Origin of the sequence: Paraburkholderia sp. GAS38 (assembly GCF_050434965.1) — a bacterium.
Classification (GTDB): domain Bacteria; phylum Pseudomonadota; class Gammaproteobacteria; order Burkholderiales; family Burkholderiaceae; genus Paraburkholderia; species Paraburkholderia phenazinium_A.
Window position 1 is genome coordinate 153171 of record NZ_JBNDJO010000005.1, and the last position, 15498, is coordinate 168668.

The following is a 15498-nucleotide window of genomic DNA, read 5'->3' on the forward strand; positions in this document are numbered from 1 at the left end:
CACATCAGGAGTACGAAGATGAAAAAGTCAGAAGCCTACACCGTCAGCATCGGTGTCCTCGCGGTGGCCGATACATGGCTCACGGCCACCGTCTTTCCCGTGCCCGTGTGGGTCACGTTCATCGCCTGGGCATCGTTCTTCGTGTTAGGCGCCGGGCGCGCGGGTTTCGTCAAAAGCGTGGCCTCGAATCTGGTCGGCGCTGTGATCAGCTCGCTCACCCTGCTCGCCATCGCAACAACGAACGGTAGCGCACTGGCGGTTGCAGTGCTGGTCGGCATCGGCAGCGCTGCGATGGTACAGGCGTCGAAGATCAAGTTGCTGGATGTGCTGCCAGCCATCGTCTGGGGGTTTGCATCGACCGTCGGAACGACGGTGGCCGCAGGCAAGCCCATCACCACCTTGGGACTCAGCAACCCAGGCCTCGTCGCCGCCGCCGCGCTCATAACGGGTGCCGCATTCGGGTTCGTGTCAGAAGTGCTGGGCGATGCACTTGCATTCAAGCGCGAGCACAAGCTGGGATAAGGCGTACGCCGACTGGCTGCCAGTCGCTAACTTTCTGGAGCGAACCATGAAACTACAGCACCACCTCGGGGGCGTCGAGAATCTGGGCCCCGTCAATGTCGAAACGCGGGTCTTCGTGGAACCTTGGGAGCGTCGCATCTTTGGCATTCACACGGCGATGATGGCCGAGAGCAGCCACCTCGGCGATGCGTTACCGGCTTACCCAATCAAGGAACTACCGACTGCGTTCAAAAGCACGTGGACATGGGCGTCTTTGCGCACCGGCGCTGAAGACATGCAGCCCTTCGAGTACTTCAAGTACCGCTACTACGAGAAATGGCTGATGGGCATCTCGCAGTTCTTCGTGGATCAGGGGTACATCACCGCCGATGAATTGACCGAACGCACTTCGCTGTACCGGGCGGATCCCCAGGCTCCGATGCCCGATAGCCCTCGTGCTTCGATCAAGCAGCAGATCGATGCGTATCTCGAGAAAGGAGATTCCGGTTATCACGAACGGCGTGCCCAGGCGCGCTTCTCGAACGGAGAAACAATACGGGTCGCCGATCCTGAAGCGGTCGATCACACCCGTTTACCGGGTTATCTGCGCCGCAAGACCGGAAAGGTGGTGGAGGTCTATCCTGGTACGTTCTCGTACTTCGTTTCAACCGGTGTCGACGGAATCGGTGAGCCGATGGCGGTCTACCGGGTCGCATTCGACGCCGCCGACATCTGGGGCGAGGGCAAGAGCGAGCCCCACACCACGATCTACGCAGACCTGTACGAAGCCTATCTTCAGGCCACCCCCTAACCAGCGCAAAAAGGAATCGTCATGACTCCACTGTTTCAGTATGAAGACGACCGCGAGGCATCGAGCGCAGCCAAAGTACGCGCACTCGAAGCATTGCTGATCGAAAAAGGTGTAATCGGCAGCGACTCGGTCGATGCAGTGCTGCAGCATTTCGAAACCGTCGCCGGTCCGTTCAACGGGGCAAAGATTGTCGCCCGTGCATGGATCGACCCTGCGTTCAAGCAGCGCCTCGTCGAGGATACGCCGAAGGCAATCGCCGAACTGGACCTGCCAGCCGGCATGGCCGGCGCGGAAGGTGAACATATGGCGGCCGTTGCAAACGGTGACGGCGTACACAACCTGATCATCTGCACGTTGTGCTCATGTTATCCGTGGCCCGTGCTTGGCCTGCCACCCTACTGGTACAAGGACCCGGTATTTCGAGCACGCGGCGTGCGCGAACCGCGAGCGGTGCTACGTGAATTTGGTGTGGACGTACCAACGGAAACCGATGTCAAGGTATGGGATAGCAGTGCGCAGATCCGCTGGTTCGTTGTGCCGGAGCGCCCCGCGAACACCGAGCATCTGAGCGAGCAGGAACTGGCTGCGCTCGTGACCCCTGAATCGATGATGGGTGTCGCGCTGGTTGCGTCTCCCGCTGCCACATAAGGTTAATCATGTTTACGCGCTTCGAAGAATATGCGGCAGCGTCGATGCTCGGTGCTGATGATTCTCCCCCTCGGCTGGACGGCAAGCTGTTTTTTTCCAATCGCTGGGAAAGAGATGTGTTCGGCCTCGCGTTGTCGCTTTCAAAAGCAGGGTACTTCGAGTGGGAAGACTTCCGCCAAAGCCTGATTACGGCAATTGCGCACTGGGAATCCGCACCGTGCGAAGGTCAGCCTCGCTGGGACTATTACGAGCGCTTTCTCGAAGCGCTACTGGATGTGGTCGGCTCAAGCGGTGTCCTGTCGCGTGACGAACTCGCGCAGGTCGTGGTCGCCAGACGCGGGGCGACCACGACGCGCACAGCCGCTAAATCTCCGCACTCGAACAGCCATTGAACTTGAGTCCGTCCCAACCCAGGAGAAACACATGGAAACGCTTAACGCCGTGATGACGCGCTTCAGCTCACCTGCACGTCAGAAGGTGGGCGCAATGTATGTCGCGCTTGCGCTCATCAACATCCTTGCATGGACATGGGCATGGATCGTACTGCGCGCTTCACCCGCGCTGATCGGTACCGCCTTCATCGCCTACAGTTTCGGCTTGCGCCATGCCATGGACGCGGACCATATCGCCGCAATCGACAACGTGACACGCAAACTGATGAACGACAGGAAACGTCCCGTGGCGGTTGGCTTTTTCTTCGCGTTTGGCCATTCGTTGACCGTGGTATTCGGCGCGGTGGCGGTTGCGTTCACAACCAAAGCTCTGGCACATCACTTTGATGCGTTCAAAGAGACCGGCGAAGCAATCGGCACCGTCGTATCAGCGACCTTCCTGATCATGATCGGCGCCATGAATATCGTGCTGCTGCCAGGTTTGTTCCGCGCGTTCGGACGCATGCGTCGCGGCCAGCGCCGTGACGGCGACCTTCGCCTGACGCAATTCGAGGGCAATCTGCTGGCGCGTCTGTTCAGGCCGCTCTTTCGTCTGGTCCGCTCGAGCTGGCTGATGCTGCCGCTGGGTATCCTGTTTGGACTCGGCTTCGAAACCGCCACCGAAATGGCATTGTTCGGCACGTCGGCCGCACAGGCCTCGGCCGGCTTTTCGATCTGGACCATCCTCGTGTTTCCATGCCTGTTCGCGGCAGGCATGATAACCATCGATACGACCGACGGCATCCTGATGCTGGGCGCCTATGGCTGGGCCTTCGTCAAGCCCCTGCGCAAGCTTTACTACAATCTGACGATTACGCTGATTTCCACGGTCGTTGCGTTGATAATCGGCGGCGTCGAGGTGCTTGGACTGCTCGGTGACCAACTGAGCCTGACCGGGCCGTTCTGGCAGGCCATCGGTTGTCTCAACGACAATTTCGGCTTGCTAGGATATGGCATTGTCGCTGTGTTCGTGATCGGCTGGCTGGCGTCTGCGTTGCTCTATAAAATGAAGGGGTACGATCGCGAAGCCGCCTCGGCGTGACCCGTGCGCAAACCAGCTCTGACACTGCCCCCCCGACTCTCCATGACCATGACGACCTGAGCGTGTGAACGGGATGAAACAGATCAAAATCGGCGTGATTGTCTTCCCAGGCTTCCAGCTGCTGGATGTTGCTGGACCCAAAGATGCGTTCGCGGAAGTCAAGGTATTGAGTCAAGGCGAGTGCCAATATGAAATGCTCACTGTGGGGACCACGCGCGGCAGTGTGCAGTCGTCGAGCGGGCTGACGGTCGTACCGGATCGCACGATCTTCGACCTGTGCCCGCACTTCGATACAGTGCTGGTCCCGGGGGGCCTCGGAATTTTCGAAACCTTTGACGACCCGGCGCTCAGTGACTGGCTCAAGGAACAATATAAACATGCCCGGCGCGTGTCCGCCATTTGCAATGGCCTGTTCGCGCTTGGATCTGCGGGGCTGCTCAACGACCGCGTGGTGACCACGCACTGGATGGATGTGCCACGTTTGGCCACCACGTTTCCGCGCGCCCGGATCGAGCCGGATCACATCTACGTGAAGGACGGCAGCATTTACACGACGGCAGGAGTGACGGCAGGAATCGATCTTTCCCTGGTGATGATCGAGGAAGATTTTGGCCGAAAAATGGCGCTGGATGTCGCCAAATATCTGATCGTGTATCTGCGACGAGCAGGCGGTCAATCGCAGTTCAGCCCGCTACTCGAATCTCAGGCAGCGCCTGATTCTCAGATGGTGGAGATCCAGCAATATATGCTCGACAATCTTGCCGTGGAGCATACGCTTGCATCGCTCGCCGAGCGCGCTCATATGAGTGCACGCAACATGACCCGCCTGTTCACGAAGGAATGTGGCCTCAGTCCGACACTGTTCCTGAACAACGCGCGTATCGACGCCGCAAGGCGCTATCTGGAGAGCACCGATCTTCCTCTACGCGAGGTTGCCCGACGCTGCGGATTCGATGGTACGGATGGGCTGCGCCGCACCTTCCAGCGGCGACTGCAAATCAACCCGGCTGACTATCGAAGCCGCTTCCGTTCCGCCGATTCGCCTGATCGCACGCGGGATGCTGTCTCTGAGGCACGTTAGAGGCTAGCAACGCACTCGACTTCCAGTCCATTGCCGTAATGCTGCCGATCGTTGCGCAAGTGCTATAGACAGTACTCGAATCTCGGCAGCGGTGGAAGCGGCGGCCATGTCAATGGCCGCTTTCGGAGTTGAAGGGACCCTTGAATGTCCACACCGAAGCGTCGGCGAACGGCGACTTCTGGCCGGCTACAGCTCATGCGGCCGGCACATCGCGACCCCGAACGGTCTCTCAGATCCCTCCAACGCAGCCACTCAAACCGATAAAACTCGATCGTCGGTGCAAGTTCTGAAAGTTGGCGTCAGTCTATACTGACGGCCAGTTCGAAAAATCTACTTAGGTGGCCTGGTGACGATTACGTCTTTGATCGGTGACGTACAGCGACGTTACATTGAATTTTTCACGGCTGCCCGCGACCGCATTTCGGCCTCTGAAGAAAACGTCGCCGCAGAGGTATTAATCGCTCTCAACAACGAACAGATCCCGTATCCGTATCGTTATCTCAGAGTCGATGTGCTCTCCAAAAACTCCGATGACGCGATCAAGCCATTCGAGTTGGCGCTTGACCCAGACCCAAATTTCGAGGCGACCGCATTCAAGTTTGGTGGGCTTCAGGTCGCATTTTATCCGTTCAGTTGGAACAGGGCACAAATCGTTTTCGAAAAGGCGATCGCCGATCAGCAGCAGTTGGACCGATTTATTACTCGGTGGCTCGACGTTGAAGAAACAGAAGCTCATGCCTATGACAATCTTAGCGGGGCGGCTCATTCCTTCACTCCTGTCGAATCGAATGGCGAGTGGTGGTACCTGACAGTTGACTTTGGTACGGCGCCGGCGCAAGCAATGATCGAGTTTATCGAAATTCTGGCGTCTCACGGCATGACGCGGATTACCGTAAAGGCTGGATGACGATCGTCAACGATCTACGCAGCGCGGTCGACAGGCCGCTGTTGGCCGACCGTCGCCTTATTACATTCGCGTAGCGGGCCGGCACCTAGGACTGCAGATTCGCCATGAGCGCCCGCTCGCTTCGAGGAGGCGGTGATTCACGGGGGTAGAGTTCGGCCAGTAACGACAAACACAACGAATAACGAACGGTCTCGCAAGGAATGCAAGAAATCCCGGGCTGCAGAGATGCCCTCGTCGACGTTGTTTCCCTCGTAAAACCAATTGTCGTACGTGGGCTCAAGACTTCGTCCGTCTGACGTTGCGCGGTAAACGTCCCCTCCAAGGAGCAGCCATTTTTGGCCTGCAAACAGGTCCAACGCTTGCCCTGCTTCAGAGAGATCTAGCGCGGCTTCCTTTAGGCCCATATCTTCAAGCGACCGTCCGCTCCGAGCGTAAAGTTCGAGAATTCTGGAGATGGTCATTGGCACTCTCGCGGCGCTGTCTAGCGAAAAACTGGATGGATTGACAAGTCGTCGATCGGCGAAAGACGCCGGATTGTCAGCAATCTGAGGGCGATCGTCAAATGGTCTTGAGCGAACACCTGAAAATCATCAAGCGAGGCTAAGGAGAGTACATCTTGCGCGCGGGAACGGAGGCAGGATCTACTCCATCCGAATTGAATAACAATGATGTCGCGTTCTTGCTCGCTGCGGTTGGGTGAACTTCCGTGAAGCGTTGCGGAGTGTATAGCCAAGCCCGTACCTGCAAATACGGTCGGCCATATCGCGTCATCAGTGGAGTCGTCCTTCACCAGATGCGAGCCCGGCACGACCCCTGTGCCGCCGTTGCTCGCGGACATCGATTGGATGTGGAATCAATAGACGCAAGGTACGGCCATCCTCTATGGTGAAATAGGTATTTTTCGCATCCCGATGCCATGAAATAGCGGGGCCTGCCGTGGGGGTTTACGGGTGAGGTTGCAAAAATGGAAAGCAACGTCCACGACGGAGCACTGCAGCATTTCAGCTACGCTATGCCACATGCGCTCATTGGCAAAGAGGGTTGCCAATCCAGGCTCGAGAGCAATGAGATCGCTGATGATGAATGGCTCACACTCCCAATGCGCTGGCTCGATTCCTAGATTTCGTTCTGGCTGCATTCGATAGGCCGCTGCGATGCTGAGCGTGGCTGCAAGTACTTTGGGATCACCCGAACGATGTCGGGTCACTAATCCATTTGCCAACTGTCGAAGGGCCTGAACTTCCGACCGGTCAAATATTTCCGGAACAATCGAATACCCTTGAACGGAAAACTCCGCATGCCGTTGACTCACAACGCCCCTCTCTTAACTGAGGTGAGGAAATTCTAGTCCGTCGGCTGACCGACGGACCGCTTCTGGACGAACCCGGTCCAACACCGACCTCCACTAGCCGGCGCTCGCAGCGGAAGTGCGAAAGGTGAAAACCGACCCCTAGCGGGCATTCGCGGCGCTCGAAAGCGGTCGTTCACAGCTGTGTCGCATCAAGCCTGCGCAACAATTTGAGCGGTTAAGCTGCGAAATCGAAGTAATATTTACCCGAATAACTTTCACTGTTCTACAGCAACACGCTTCATCGCTCGAAGGCTGCGACTACGGCTTACAAAACGACATTGACGACCTTTACCGTGAAGGAGGGAATGGAAGCCAAGGCCGATGAGTGGCTACGTGTCTTAATCGAGCGAAAGGCGGAATGTCTTGAGACGCTGGATCGAGAAAAGATGCATTTTGAAACGATGTTCAAGTCCGTGCGAGACGGACGTCTGCGTCTAACGTGGTTCGACGTACAAAGCCCGGACGGTGCGCATGTTGGCACCTCGATGCTGGCGATCGACAAGATTCATGTGGATTACTGGCAGCAATGTATTGACCGCGAGATCCCACCAGAGACGTTTGAGCATGTGGTGAACTTCGTCCCCTTTGAGCTTGAGACCATGATAAATCAACGAGGCGAAATTTAGATCGCGCCGCGGCTGGAACAAGCCCAGCGGCAAAGTACCGCAGTCGACCCTGAGCGATCCTTCATTTTTCTCCAAAGTGGACGCTCCGGGCCATCCGTCGAGATCCATGATCACTTGCTCGACGAAAATGCCGCAGCGATCCATGGATGCGTGTCGCAATCCATCAAACCACGATACAACACCGCATCCCACCCGTATTCCCGGGCGCTATTCACGACGGATTCGGAATCGTCAAAGAACAATGGCGGCTCATCTTGCGGCCCCAAGATCTCTTCAATCCTTGCGTAAAATCCGAGATCCGGTTTGAGTACCCCCAAACGCGCCGAATGAAACAGATCATCGAACAGGTTTTCAAAACCCAGCTTGTTCCACAGATAAAAGGCGCGCATGTGCTCTTGATTAGTCGCGATGCACAGCCGGACCTTGCCCGTCAGTCGCAGTCGGCGCACAAGATCCAGCAACTGGAAATTGACCTGACTGTCGCGAGTGAGCCAGTAGCTTGCCACCGTGAACGGCGATCCCCGATAGCCTAGAGCAGGCAAGGTTTCTTCCAGAGCCGTCAGCAATGCCTTGCGACCAGTCAGCACTTCCTTCTCGAACACTTCCCTGATAAACGAGTCTCTAAACCTGTCCGGATTGATTCCGAGATCGGCTTCGATATGCGTGTCCCAACGTCGAAGGCGCTCAAGCTGGCCGGTATATCCGTGGACCAGAACTCCATCTACATCGAAAATTACTGTTCTCAACCCGTTTCTCCCCTACGTCTGTCTAGCGATTGAAAATCATCTAGCGGACTTCCTGCCGTCGCCCTGTTGGGCGACGGGGTTAAAGTGAGTTTGCCGAAACAGCTTTAACCGGAAGGAGGTCATCATGAACTATAGCGGCATCGACCTGCATTCGAACAACAGCGTGGTGAGCGTGATCGACGAAACGGACCGCGTGGTCGCCGAAAAGCGGCTGCCGAACGACCTGGCAAGGATTATGGCGTTCCTTGCCCATGGCAGGCCGATCTGGCCGGCGTCGTGGTCGAATCCACGTACAACTGGTACTGGCTCGTCGACGGTCTGCAGGCGGCTGGTTTTGTCGTCCATCTGGCCAACACCACAGCGATCAAAAAATACGATGGACTGAAGCACAGCGGTGACGAGACCGACGCGCGTTACCTCGCCCACCTGCTGCGCCTGGGCATTCTTCCCACTGGCACCATCCTGCCGGTCCAGCACCGTGAGGTGCGAGACCTTGCCCGCAAACGCATGCAACTGGTGCGCAGCCGCACCAGCCACATCCTCGCCGTCAAGAACATAACGGCGCGCCAGTCCGGCACGCGAATCACGAGCAATCAGGTCAAGCAACTCGATCAGGCTGCAGTTGACCAGTTGCACCTCCCGGATGACGTGGCGCTCGCGGTCCGCGCGAACGTCGCGGTCATCACGACGCTGTCGGCACAGATTGCCATCGTGGAAAGGCGTCTTCAGGAAGCCCTGATCGCTGACTGGTGATAAGCCACCGCAATTGAATGGGATACCGTGCCGCCGTCCCCGATGTGCAGTAAAGCGGATCGCCCGCAACACGAGCCCGTCCTGGATTGGTGCCGGACATCCGGTAACCACGAGTATTGTGCGAGTCCCATGGACGTGTTGCGGCACCAATGGTCTTCTGGGGTGGCAAAGTCACTAGGGCGAGAGGCAACGGATGTACGCCGATCGCTTGATCCTGATGGGGGTCTGGCGCGATCCGTCGCAGCCATGAACTGAAGAGACGGGTGCGCTCAGCTACTGCATTCGGTCAGTGCAATCGGATTAGGTTGCTCAGGTAGCCGAGGGTACTGCTTGCTCACTTGACACCGGGCCCGCTAATGGGTGTCAGCGATCTATACGCCAATGTCGACCGGCCGCTTCTGGCCGATGCCTATCGGAAGCAATCGGCATACGCCGCCCGAAACTTACGGGCCGGCGATCGACAGCACGCGACCCACAACGGTCTTTCAAACCTCCCGAGAGCAGCCATTCCAGCACGGTTGTGTGTTTGATAGGATGCCGCATGTGCCTACACTCGCGCGGCTCGGATACACGCGTCCGCAATTTTAATGAAAAAATTGGTTTGGATTCTTCTCATGCTCGCCGTGATTTCATGGGGGATCTGCTATGCATACGTATCCAGTTCCATTCACTTTGGCTGGCTTGGAACCTTGCTTGCATCGGCTGCAGGAGTACTCGCAACAATATCTGCTTATCTGACAGAAGAGAAAGCGCACACTCGCGGCGGCGTCGTATACAAGTCCAAATCGCCCATCCAGTTTCTCCTCGTTCACCTCTGGTTGGGCTTATTCCTGACGGCAATTGGGCTCTTTAGCGTAATGGGTTGCCTTGGGTACACGACTGGCTTGTAGGAAGCTACAGGTCTAAGAGTTGTTCCCAATTGGTGGACGGTGTCGACCGCCCGAAACTGGCCGTCCTCAACGTTTCTCACGCTCGGACTCGTCCGGCTCTTGCTCGTCTTGGGAGAGAAGGTCAGATAGCTCAGGCGGGGAAAGCCGCTTCATTTTCCTTTCGAGCTTGCGATCGTATTGCCGGTCGTTCGGATGCGAGGCTTGAGCCTTGCGGGCGTACTGCTGTACGAAGCGACCGAGTTCACCGGCTAGCCGAGATTTTGTTCGTTTCGTGGTCATGTTTCAAATCTTGCGCTGCTCGAAGTCATGCGTAGTGTATGCCCACGCATCGATTGCCAACGATTCAGATGCTGACGTCGAACGGCCGGTTGTGGCCGAACCCGGTCCGACGCTGAACTTCCGTACTCGACCCGATAGGGACCTCCGCGTTTCTCCAAAGCTGTCATTCGCGATGACGCAGAGGGTAATAGCGGATCACGTAGCCATTGACGTGCGAAATTACTGCGCTACATATGCAAATGCTCGTGCAGAAAATCGATAAAGACACGCAGCTTCGGCGGCAGGTTTCGTCCTGAAGGCCAGATCACGTTGAGCGCGATGATGCGTTCGACGTGATCATCGAGGATCGAGCGAAGCGAGCCGTCCGCGAGCGCCTGCGTGACCGAAAACGCCGGCAGACAGGCAATGCCCAGCCCGCGCAACGCGAAGCACAATCGCGTTTCGATGTTGTCGCAGACCATCGAGATCGGCAGCGCGATTTCGGGCTCACCGTCCGCGCGACGCAGCGGCCACGATTCGAGCTTTCCCGTATTCGGAAAACGATAGTGCAGGCAGACGTGATTCAGCAGATCGGCGGGAACGGCGGGCGTGCCGTGTTGCGCGAGATAAGCGGGAGACGCGACCAGCAGCAGACCGAAGGTGCCGAGGCAGTGTGCGGACAGACGCGAATCCGACAGCGGACCGGTACGTACCACCGCGTCGAATCCTTCGTCGATCACGTCAACCGTCCGGTCGGTGAAGTTGAGGTCGAGTTGCACGTCGGGATATGCGCGCATGAAGTCGGCGAGCACCGGCAACACGAGCGAGCTGACGAGCGGCAAGCTGACGCGCAACCGGCCGCGTGGCGCTTCGGCCCGGTGCGACAACTCCAGTTCAGCGGCTTCGATTTCAGCGAGTATCCGTCGACTGCGTTCGAGCAACAGCGCGCCTTCGGAGGTCAGCGTGATGCTGCGCGTACTGCGATGAAACAGGCGCACGCCGAGCCGTTGCTCGAGCCTCGCGACTCGCTTGCCGACCGCCGATGCGGACACGCCGAGCAGCCGCCCCGCGTCGACGAAGCTGCGCGTTTCAGCGACCTGCACGAAGACCATAAAGCCATTCAGACTTTCCAAAGAGGCGCTCCACGATTGCGGACAAACTTGTCCGGTCAAAGCGGAACTCTAGCCTGTTTTTCTTTAGTTGGTGCGCCCGTACCATCGTCCGGACTCACACTTCTAAAGGATTCGGCATGTCGGGGCAATCCTTATCAGCCGGCTTGAACGCAGACACGCGCGCGTTGCACCAGCGCGTCAATGCAGCCATCGATGCCGCGCTCGACGAACGGCGGCTGGTCGGTACGGTCGTTCTCATCGCGAAGCGGGGCGAATCTGTCTACCGGCGTGCAGCCGGCCTCGCGGATCGTGAGCGCGCACAGCCGATGCGCGAGGACACAATGTTCCGGCTGGCGTCGGTCAGCAAACCGATCGTATCGACGGCGGCGATGGTGCTGGTCGCGCAATCGCGGCTCAGACTCGACGACGACGTCACACGCTGGCTTGCCAATTTCCGTCCGCGTCTACCGGACGGCCGTGCTGCGCGGATCAGCGTGCGTCAGTTGCTGTCGCATACGGCCGGTCTTGGCTACCGATTTCTCGAGACGGACGAATCGGGACCGTATGCGCAAGCCGGTGTCTCCGACGGGATGGATTCGTCCGGGCTTTCGCTCGAAGACAATGTGCGCCGGATTGCAAGCCTGCCGCTGTCTTACGAGCCCGGCACCGCATGGGCCTACTCGCTGTCGATCGACGTGCTCGGGCTGTTGATCGAACGAGTGACCGGCGCGTCCCTTCAGGACGCGGTTCAGGCACTCGTCACGACGCCGCTCGCCATGGCCGACACTGCCTTCTATGCAACCGATCCACTACGGCTCTGCACACCGTATGTGAGCGACACGCCAACGCCGCACCGGATGCGCGACTCGGAAGTCGTCCCAGTGTTCGACGGCACGTCAGGGATTCGCTTCACGCCGTCACGTGCGCTCGATCACGATGCGTTTGCGTCGGGCGGTGCGGGAATGGTTGGCACCGCCGGGGACTTTCTGCGCTTGCTCGACACGCTGCGCAGTGGCGGCGGAGCATTGCTGCCGGCCGCGCTGGTCGATGAGATGGGCACGATCCAGACCGGCGATGCAGGTCCGCCGGATGCGCCAGGATATGGTTTCGGACTGGGTTTCTCGGTGTTGCGCGATCCGCTGCTGGCCCACTCGCCGGAGTCGGTCGGGACATGGCGATGGGGTGGCGCGTATGGCCATTCGTGGTTCGTCGACCGCGCGCGCGGACTGAGCGTGGTAGCGTTCACGAATACACTGTACGAAGGGATGTCGGGCGGGTTCGTTGCCGAGTTGCGCGATGCCGTGTACGGCGCGGCGCGCGTCTCGAACGACGGAGACCACGAGCATGAGTGACGTCGATCTCGCCGCGTGCGACGTCACGTCCGATGCCGTGGGTTCCGGACGGCCGCAGCGTCTGCCGGTTGCGGGCCTGCTTGTGCTCGCGACGTGCGGTTTCATCACCATCCTGACCGAGGTGCTTCCAGCAGGATTGCTGACGCAGATGAGCGGCGATCTCGGCGTCTCCGAAGCGCTGATCGGGCAGTTCATGACGACATATGCTATCGGCTCGTTGCTCGTCGCGATCCCGCTCGCTATCGTCACGCGTCACTGGCGGCGTCGGCCTTTGTTATTGCTGTCAATCGCCGGATTCGTCGTCGTCAATACAATCACCGCGGTCTCGACGCGTTATCCGGTAATACTCGTGGCGCGATTCCTTGCGGGCGTGTCGGCGGGCGTGATCTGGGCCTTGCTGGCCGGTTACGCCGCGCGGATGGCGCCGCCGCATCTTCGAGGACGCGCTATCGCGGTTGCGATGGTCGGGACACCACTTGCATTGTCGATCGGCATTCCCGTCGGCACGTGGCTGGGTGCGTCGGTGGGCTGGCGGATGACGTTCGGCGCGCTGAGCGCGCTGGCTTTGGCGCTGACGATTTGCGTGCGCTGGATCGTGCCGGACTTTGCGGGGCAATCGTCAAGCAAGTCTGGCGGTGTGGTGGCGACGCTGCGTCGACGCGGTCTCAAGACGGTGCTCGTGGCAACCTTTCTCTATGTGCTTGCGCATAACGTGCTCTACACGTATATCGCACCATTCCTCGCGTTGTCGGGCAGCGCGAATCGTGTCGATGCAGTGTTGCTGGTATTCGGTTTGACGGCACTCGTGGGGATCGGTGTGGTCGGGTTGATGATCGATTCGCGGCTGAGGCAGTTGCAAATCGCGAGTACGCTTTTGTTCGCCTTTGGAGCGGTCTTGATGGGCGTTGCTGCTTATCAAACCGTTATGGTTTTTGCGGGTGTTGCCATGTGGGGGCTAGCATTTGGCGGCGTGGCAACCGTGTTTCAGACAGCAGCGGCGGAAGCGGCCGGCGAACTGGGTGACATTGCGCAATCGTTGATCGTCACGGTATGGAATCTGGCGATCGCGGGCGGCGGCATACTCGGCGCGATGACGATCACCTCGGTCGGTCCCGGAGCGCTGCCGTGGAGCGCGGCCGGATTGCTCGTGATTACGCTTTCGGTGGTGTTAGGGACTTGGCCGCGGGCGCTGCGGCGTAGTAACGGGGTGCCTGAATACGCTCGGTAATGTGCCGAATGACGTTCGTCCGGGATGGGAAACGGCCGTGATTGCTGACGCCCATTAGCGGGCCGATGTCAAGCGAGCAATCCATATCCCCGGCTGCACGAGCAGCCGTTTCCCAATTCTCCGAATGCAGCGGCCAACCGCGCCCGTTTCTTCATTTGCTGGCTGCGACGGAACGCGCCAGACACCCATCTGGATCAAGCGAAGAGCAATACTGCTGGTGCCTTTCGCCCTGGCGGCTATGCCGCCCCGGAAGAACTTTGGTGCCGTAATGCGTCCATGGGATTCGCACAATTGCGTGGGCTGCCGGGTTGTCGGCGCCAATCCACAGCTGGCTCGCATTCCGGGCGATCCGCTTTTACTGCATATCGGGGACGGCGGCACAGCATCCCATTCAATCTCGGTGGCTGTTCGCCAGTCAACAATCAGGGCTTGCCGGTCGCCGTCGAAACTCTTATGCGAAGCAGCGCGTCATATCGAATGGTTTGTGCTCCTTCAGCATATGGAAACATGCGCGGGCGAGCTTGTGCGCCAGGATGGTATTGGTCTTGCCTTTCTTTCGCTCGTAGAAACGTTTGGCCTCGGCGCAATAGCGCAGCGCAAAATTGGCCGCCTCGATGAACGCCCAGGACAGATACGGGTTGCCATTCTTTGTGTTGCCTTCGCCTTTCTTTTTACCGTTGCTTATACGCTGGCTGTCCACGCAGCGCGCATAGGAGGCGAAGTTACCGGCGCTGGCGAAGCGCTCGATGGTGCCCACCTCCAGCAGAATGACAGTTGCAAGGGTTTGGCCGATGCCCGGCACCGTGGTCAGCAGGGTGTAGTCCGCGTCTGGTGCGACCTTTTGTTGAAGACGCTTTTCCACGATGGCGATCTGCGCGGAGAGCGTCGTGATGACCGCGACGTTGGCCCGAAGCGCGAGTGCGACGTCCTCTGGCAGGCGCATTTATTTGATGGTTTCTTCGTCGAGCCGGATGACCTGATTGCTCGTGATTCGCTTGCCGAACTGGCGTGCCGTTATGTTCTCCACCGCGAGAATGCAGCTCGTGCGGCTTCGCACGAGCTGCATGCGTTTCCTCGCAAGATCACGGACGGCACGCTGTTGGGGTGGCAGGATGGTGCCTGTCGGGAGTATCCCCAGGCGCAGTAAATGAGCCAGATAGCGCGCGTCGGTCTCATCCCCACTGTGCTTGAGCCCGTCGTATTTCCTGATCGCGGTGGTGTTGGCCAGATGCACCACGAAGCCGGCGGCCTGCAGGCCGTCGACAAGCCAGTACCAGTTATACGTCGATTCGATTACGACGCCGGCCAGCCCGGCTTGCCACGGGGCAAGGAACGTCAGGATCTTGGCCAGCTCGTTCGGCAGCCGCTTCTCGGCGACCACGCGGTCCGTTTCGTCGATCACGCTCACCACGCTGTTGTTCGAATGCAGGTCAATGCCGCTATAGTTCATGATGGGCCTCCTTCCGGTTAAAGCGCTGTTGGCAAACTCACTTTAACCCCGTCGCCCGTCAGGGCGGCGGCGGAGGCCCGCTAGATGATTTTCAATCTAGAAGTCCCGATCGACTGACCGTTCCTGGCCGCACTGAGTCCGACGGCGATCGGCTCAGTTCGACCCGAACCGGTCACTTGGCTTTCCCGCTAACGGTCATTCAACACGCGCGTGGAAATCCCTCCAAGGTTGTTTCGGGTACCAGAGTAGGTGCAGCCGTGACTGCTTTGTGCCCACCGTGTGAGAATTCCAATGGGCAGGATTGAGCCGGC

The 15498-nt window shown here is 58.7% G+C and carries 14 protein-coding genes and 2 pseudogenes; 11 read left to right on the plus strand and 5 right to left on the minus strand.

What is annotated here, in order from left to right; all coding sequences use genetic code 11:
- Window positions 1-18 precede the first annotated feature (18 nt).
- From P3T42_RS14005 to P3T42_RS14035, 7 genes are all read left to right on the plus strand, one after another.
- Complete coding sequence (locus P3T42_RS14005) at window positions 19-522, plus strand: DUF1097 domain-containing protein (RefSeq protein WP_144158400.1); 504 nt, start codon at window positions 19-21, stop codon at window positions 520-522.
- 46 nt (window positions 523-568) lie between these two features.
- Entirely contained in the window at window positions 569-1312 is a 744-nt protein-coding gene (nthB, locus tag P3T42_RS14010) for a nitrile hydratase subunit beta (RefSeq protein WP_429306394.1), read from the plus strand.
- Window positions 1313-1333: 21 nt separating this feature from the next.
- Window positions 1334-1960: a nitrile hydratase subunit alpha gene (gene nthA / locus P3T42_RS14015; RefSeq protein WP_429306395.1), complete on the plus strand. Its 627-nt coding sequence runs from the start codon at window positions 1334-1336 to the stop codon at window positions 1958-1960.
- An 8-nt stretch (window positions 1961-1968) separates the two neighbouring features.
- Entirely contained in the window at window positions 1969-2352 is a 384-nt protein-coding gene (locus P3T42_RS14020; protein WP_144158392.1) for a nitrile hydratase accessory protein, read from the plus strand.
- Window positions 2353-2383: 31 nt separating this feature from the next.
- Window positions 2384-3433, plus strand: a complete 1050-nt coding sequence (locus P3T42_RS14025; RefSeq protein ID WP_429306396.1) for a HoxN/HupN/NixA family nickel/cobalt transporter — start codon at window positions 2384-2386, stop codon at window positions 3431-3433.
- Between the two features lie 73 nt (window positions 3434-3506).
- The gene (locus P3T42_RS14030) at window positions 3507-4514 is read left to right on the plus strand and encodes a GlxA family transcriptional regulator (RefSeq protein ID WP_429289056.1); all 1008 of its coding nucleotides are present in this window, start codon (window positions 3507-3509) and stop codon (window positions 4512-4514) included.
- Window positions 4515-4860: 346 nt separating this feature from the next.
- The gene (locus P3T42_RS14035; protein ID WP_074302232.1) at window positions 4861-5421 is read left to right on the plus strand and encodes a hypothetical protein; all 561 of its coding nucleotides are present in this window, start codon (window positions 4861-4863) and stop codon (window positions 5419-5421) included.
- 481 nt (window positions 5422-5902) lie between these two features.
- Here the strand turns inward: P3T42_RS14035 and P3T42_RS14040 are convergent, their stop codons facing one another.
- On the minus strand, window positions 5903-6259 hold the full coding sequence (locus P3T42_RS14040) for a phytanoyl-CoA dioxygenase family protein (RefSeq protein WP_074302234.1): 357 nt from the start codon (window positions 6257-6259) through the stop codon (window positions 5903-5905).
- 791 nt (window positions 6260-7050) lie between these two features.
- On the opposite strand from P3T42_RS14040, the gene P3T42_RS14045 reads away from it, so the two are divergent.
- Window positions 7051-7398, plus strand: coding sequence for a DUF6176 family protein (locus P3T42_RS14045; protein WP_429306397.1), 348 nt, complete (start codon window positions 7051-7053; stop codon window positions 7396-7398).
- Between the two features lie 110 nt (window positions 7399-7508).
- On the opposite strand, the gene P3T42_RS14050 is transcribed toward P3T42_RS14045, so the two are convergent.
- Window positions 7509-8144 carry an HAD family hydrolase gene (locus P3T42_RS14050; protein WP_074302237.1) on the minus strand — a complete coding sequence of 212 codons (636 nt, stop codon included), beginning with the start codon at window positions 8142-8144 and terminating at the stop codon, window positions 7509-7511.
- Between the two features lie 124 nt (window positions 8145-8268).
- On the opposite strand from P3T42_RS14050, the pseudogene P3T42_RS14055 reads away from it, so the two are divergent.
- Window positions 8269-8876: pseudogene (locus P3T42_RS14055) on the plus strand (IS110 family transposase); the annotation flags it as partial.
- 977 nt (window positions 8877-9853) lie between these two features.
- Here the strand turns inward: P3T42_RS14055 and P3T42_RS14060 are convergent.
- Together P3T42_RS14060 and P3T42_RS14065 are read right to left on the minus strand one after the other, a co-directional pair.
- The gene (locus P3T42_RS14060; protein WP_074302239.1) at window positions 9854-10066 is read right to left on the minus strand and encodes a hypothetical protein; all 213 of its coding nucleotides are present in this window, start codon (window positions 10064-10066) and stop codon (window positions 9854-9856) included.
- A gap of 227 nt (window positions 10067-10293) precedes the next feature.
- Complete coding sequence (locus tag P3T42_RS14065; protein ID WP_074302240.1) at window positions 10294-11178, minus strand: LysR family transcriptional regulator; 885 nt, start codon at window positions 11176-11178, stop codon at window positions 10294-10296.
- Between the two features lie 116 nt (window positions 11179-11294).
- Between P3T42_RS14065 and P3T42_RS14070 the strand changes: the two genes are divergently transcribed.
- The gene (locus P3T42_RS14070; RefSeq protein ID WP_074302241.1) at window positions 11295-12509 is read left to right on the plus strand and encodes a serine hydrolase domain-containing protein; all 1215 of its coding nucleotides are present in this window, start codon (window positions 11295-11297) and stop codon (window positions 12507-12509) included.
- Window positions 12502-13737, plus strand: a complete 1236-nt coding sequence (locus tag P3T42_RS14075) for an MFS transporter (protein ID WP_429306398.1) — start codon at window positions 12502-12504, stop codon at window positions 13735-13737. Before P3T42_RS14070 ends, P3T42_RS14075 begins: the two co-directional genes overlap by 8 nt.
- Before the next feature lie 451 nt (window positions 13738-14188).
- Here P3T42_RS14075 and P3T42_RS14080 read toward each other — a convergent pair.
- A pseudogene (locus P3T42_RS14080) lies at window positions 14189-15187 on the minus strand (IS110 family transposase).
- Window positions 15188-15498 lie beyond the last annotated feature (311 nt).

Coding starts and splice junctions, on each gene's coding strand:
- P3T42_RS14005 (WP_144158400.1), top strand. CDS start 19: ATGAAAAAGTCAGAAGCCTACACCGTCAGCATCGGTGTCCTCGCGGTG.
- nthB (WP_429306394.1), top strand. CDS start 569: ATGAAACTACAGCACCACCTCGGGGGCGTCGAGAATCTGGGCCCCGTC.
- nthA (WP_429306395.1), top strand. CDS start 1,334: ATGACTCCACTGTTTCAGTATGAAGACGACCGCGAGGCATCGAGCGCA.
- P3T42_RS14020 (WP_144158392.1), top strand. CDS start 1,969: ATGTTTACGCGCTTCGAAGAATATGCGGCAGCGTCGATGCTCGGTGCT.
- P3T42_RS14025 (WP_429306396.1), top strand. CDS start 2,384: ATGGAAACGCTTAACGCCGTGATGACGCGCTTCAGCTCACCTGCACGT.
- P3T42_RS14030 (WP_429289056.1), top strand. CDS start 3,507: ATGAAACAGATCAAAATCGGCGTGATTGTCTTCCCAGGCTTCCAGCTG.
- P3T42_RS14040 (WP_074302234.1), bottom strand. CDS start 6,259: ATGTCCGCGAGCAACGGCGGCACAGGGGTCGTGCCGGGCTCGCATCTG.
- P3T42_RS14060 (WP_074302239.1), bottom strand. CDS start 10,066: ATGACCACGAAACGAACAAAATCTCGGCTAGCCGGTGAACTCGGTCGC.
- P3T42_RS14070 (WP_074302241.1), top strand. CDS start 11,295: ATGTCGGGGCAATCCTTATCAGCCGGCTTGAACGCAGACACGCGCGCG.
- P3T42_RS14075 (WP_429306398.1), top strand. CDS start 12,502: ATGAGTGACGTCGATCTCGCCGCGTGCGACGTCACGTCCGATGCCGTG.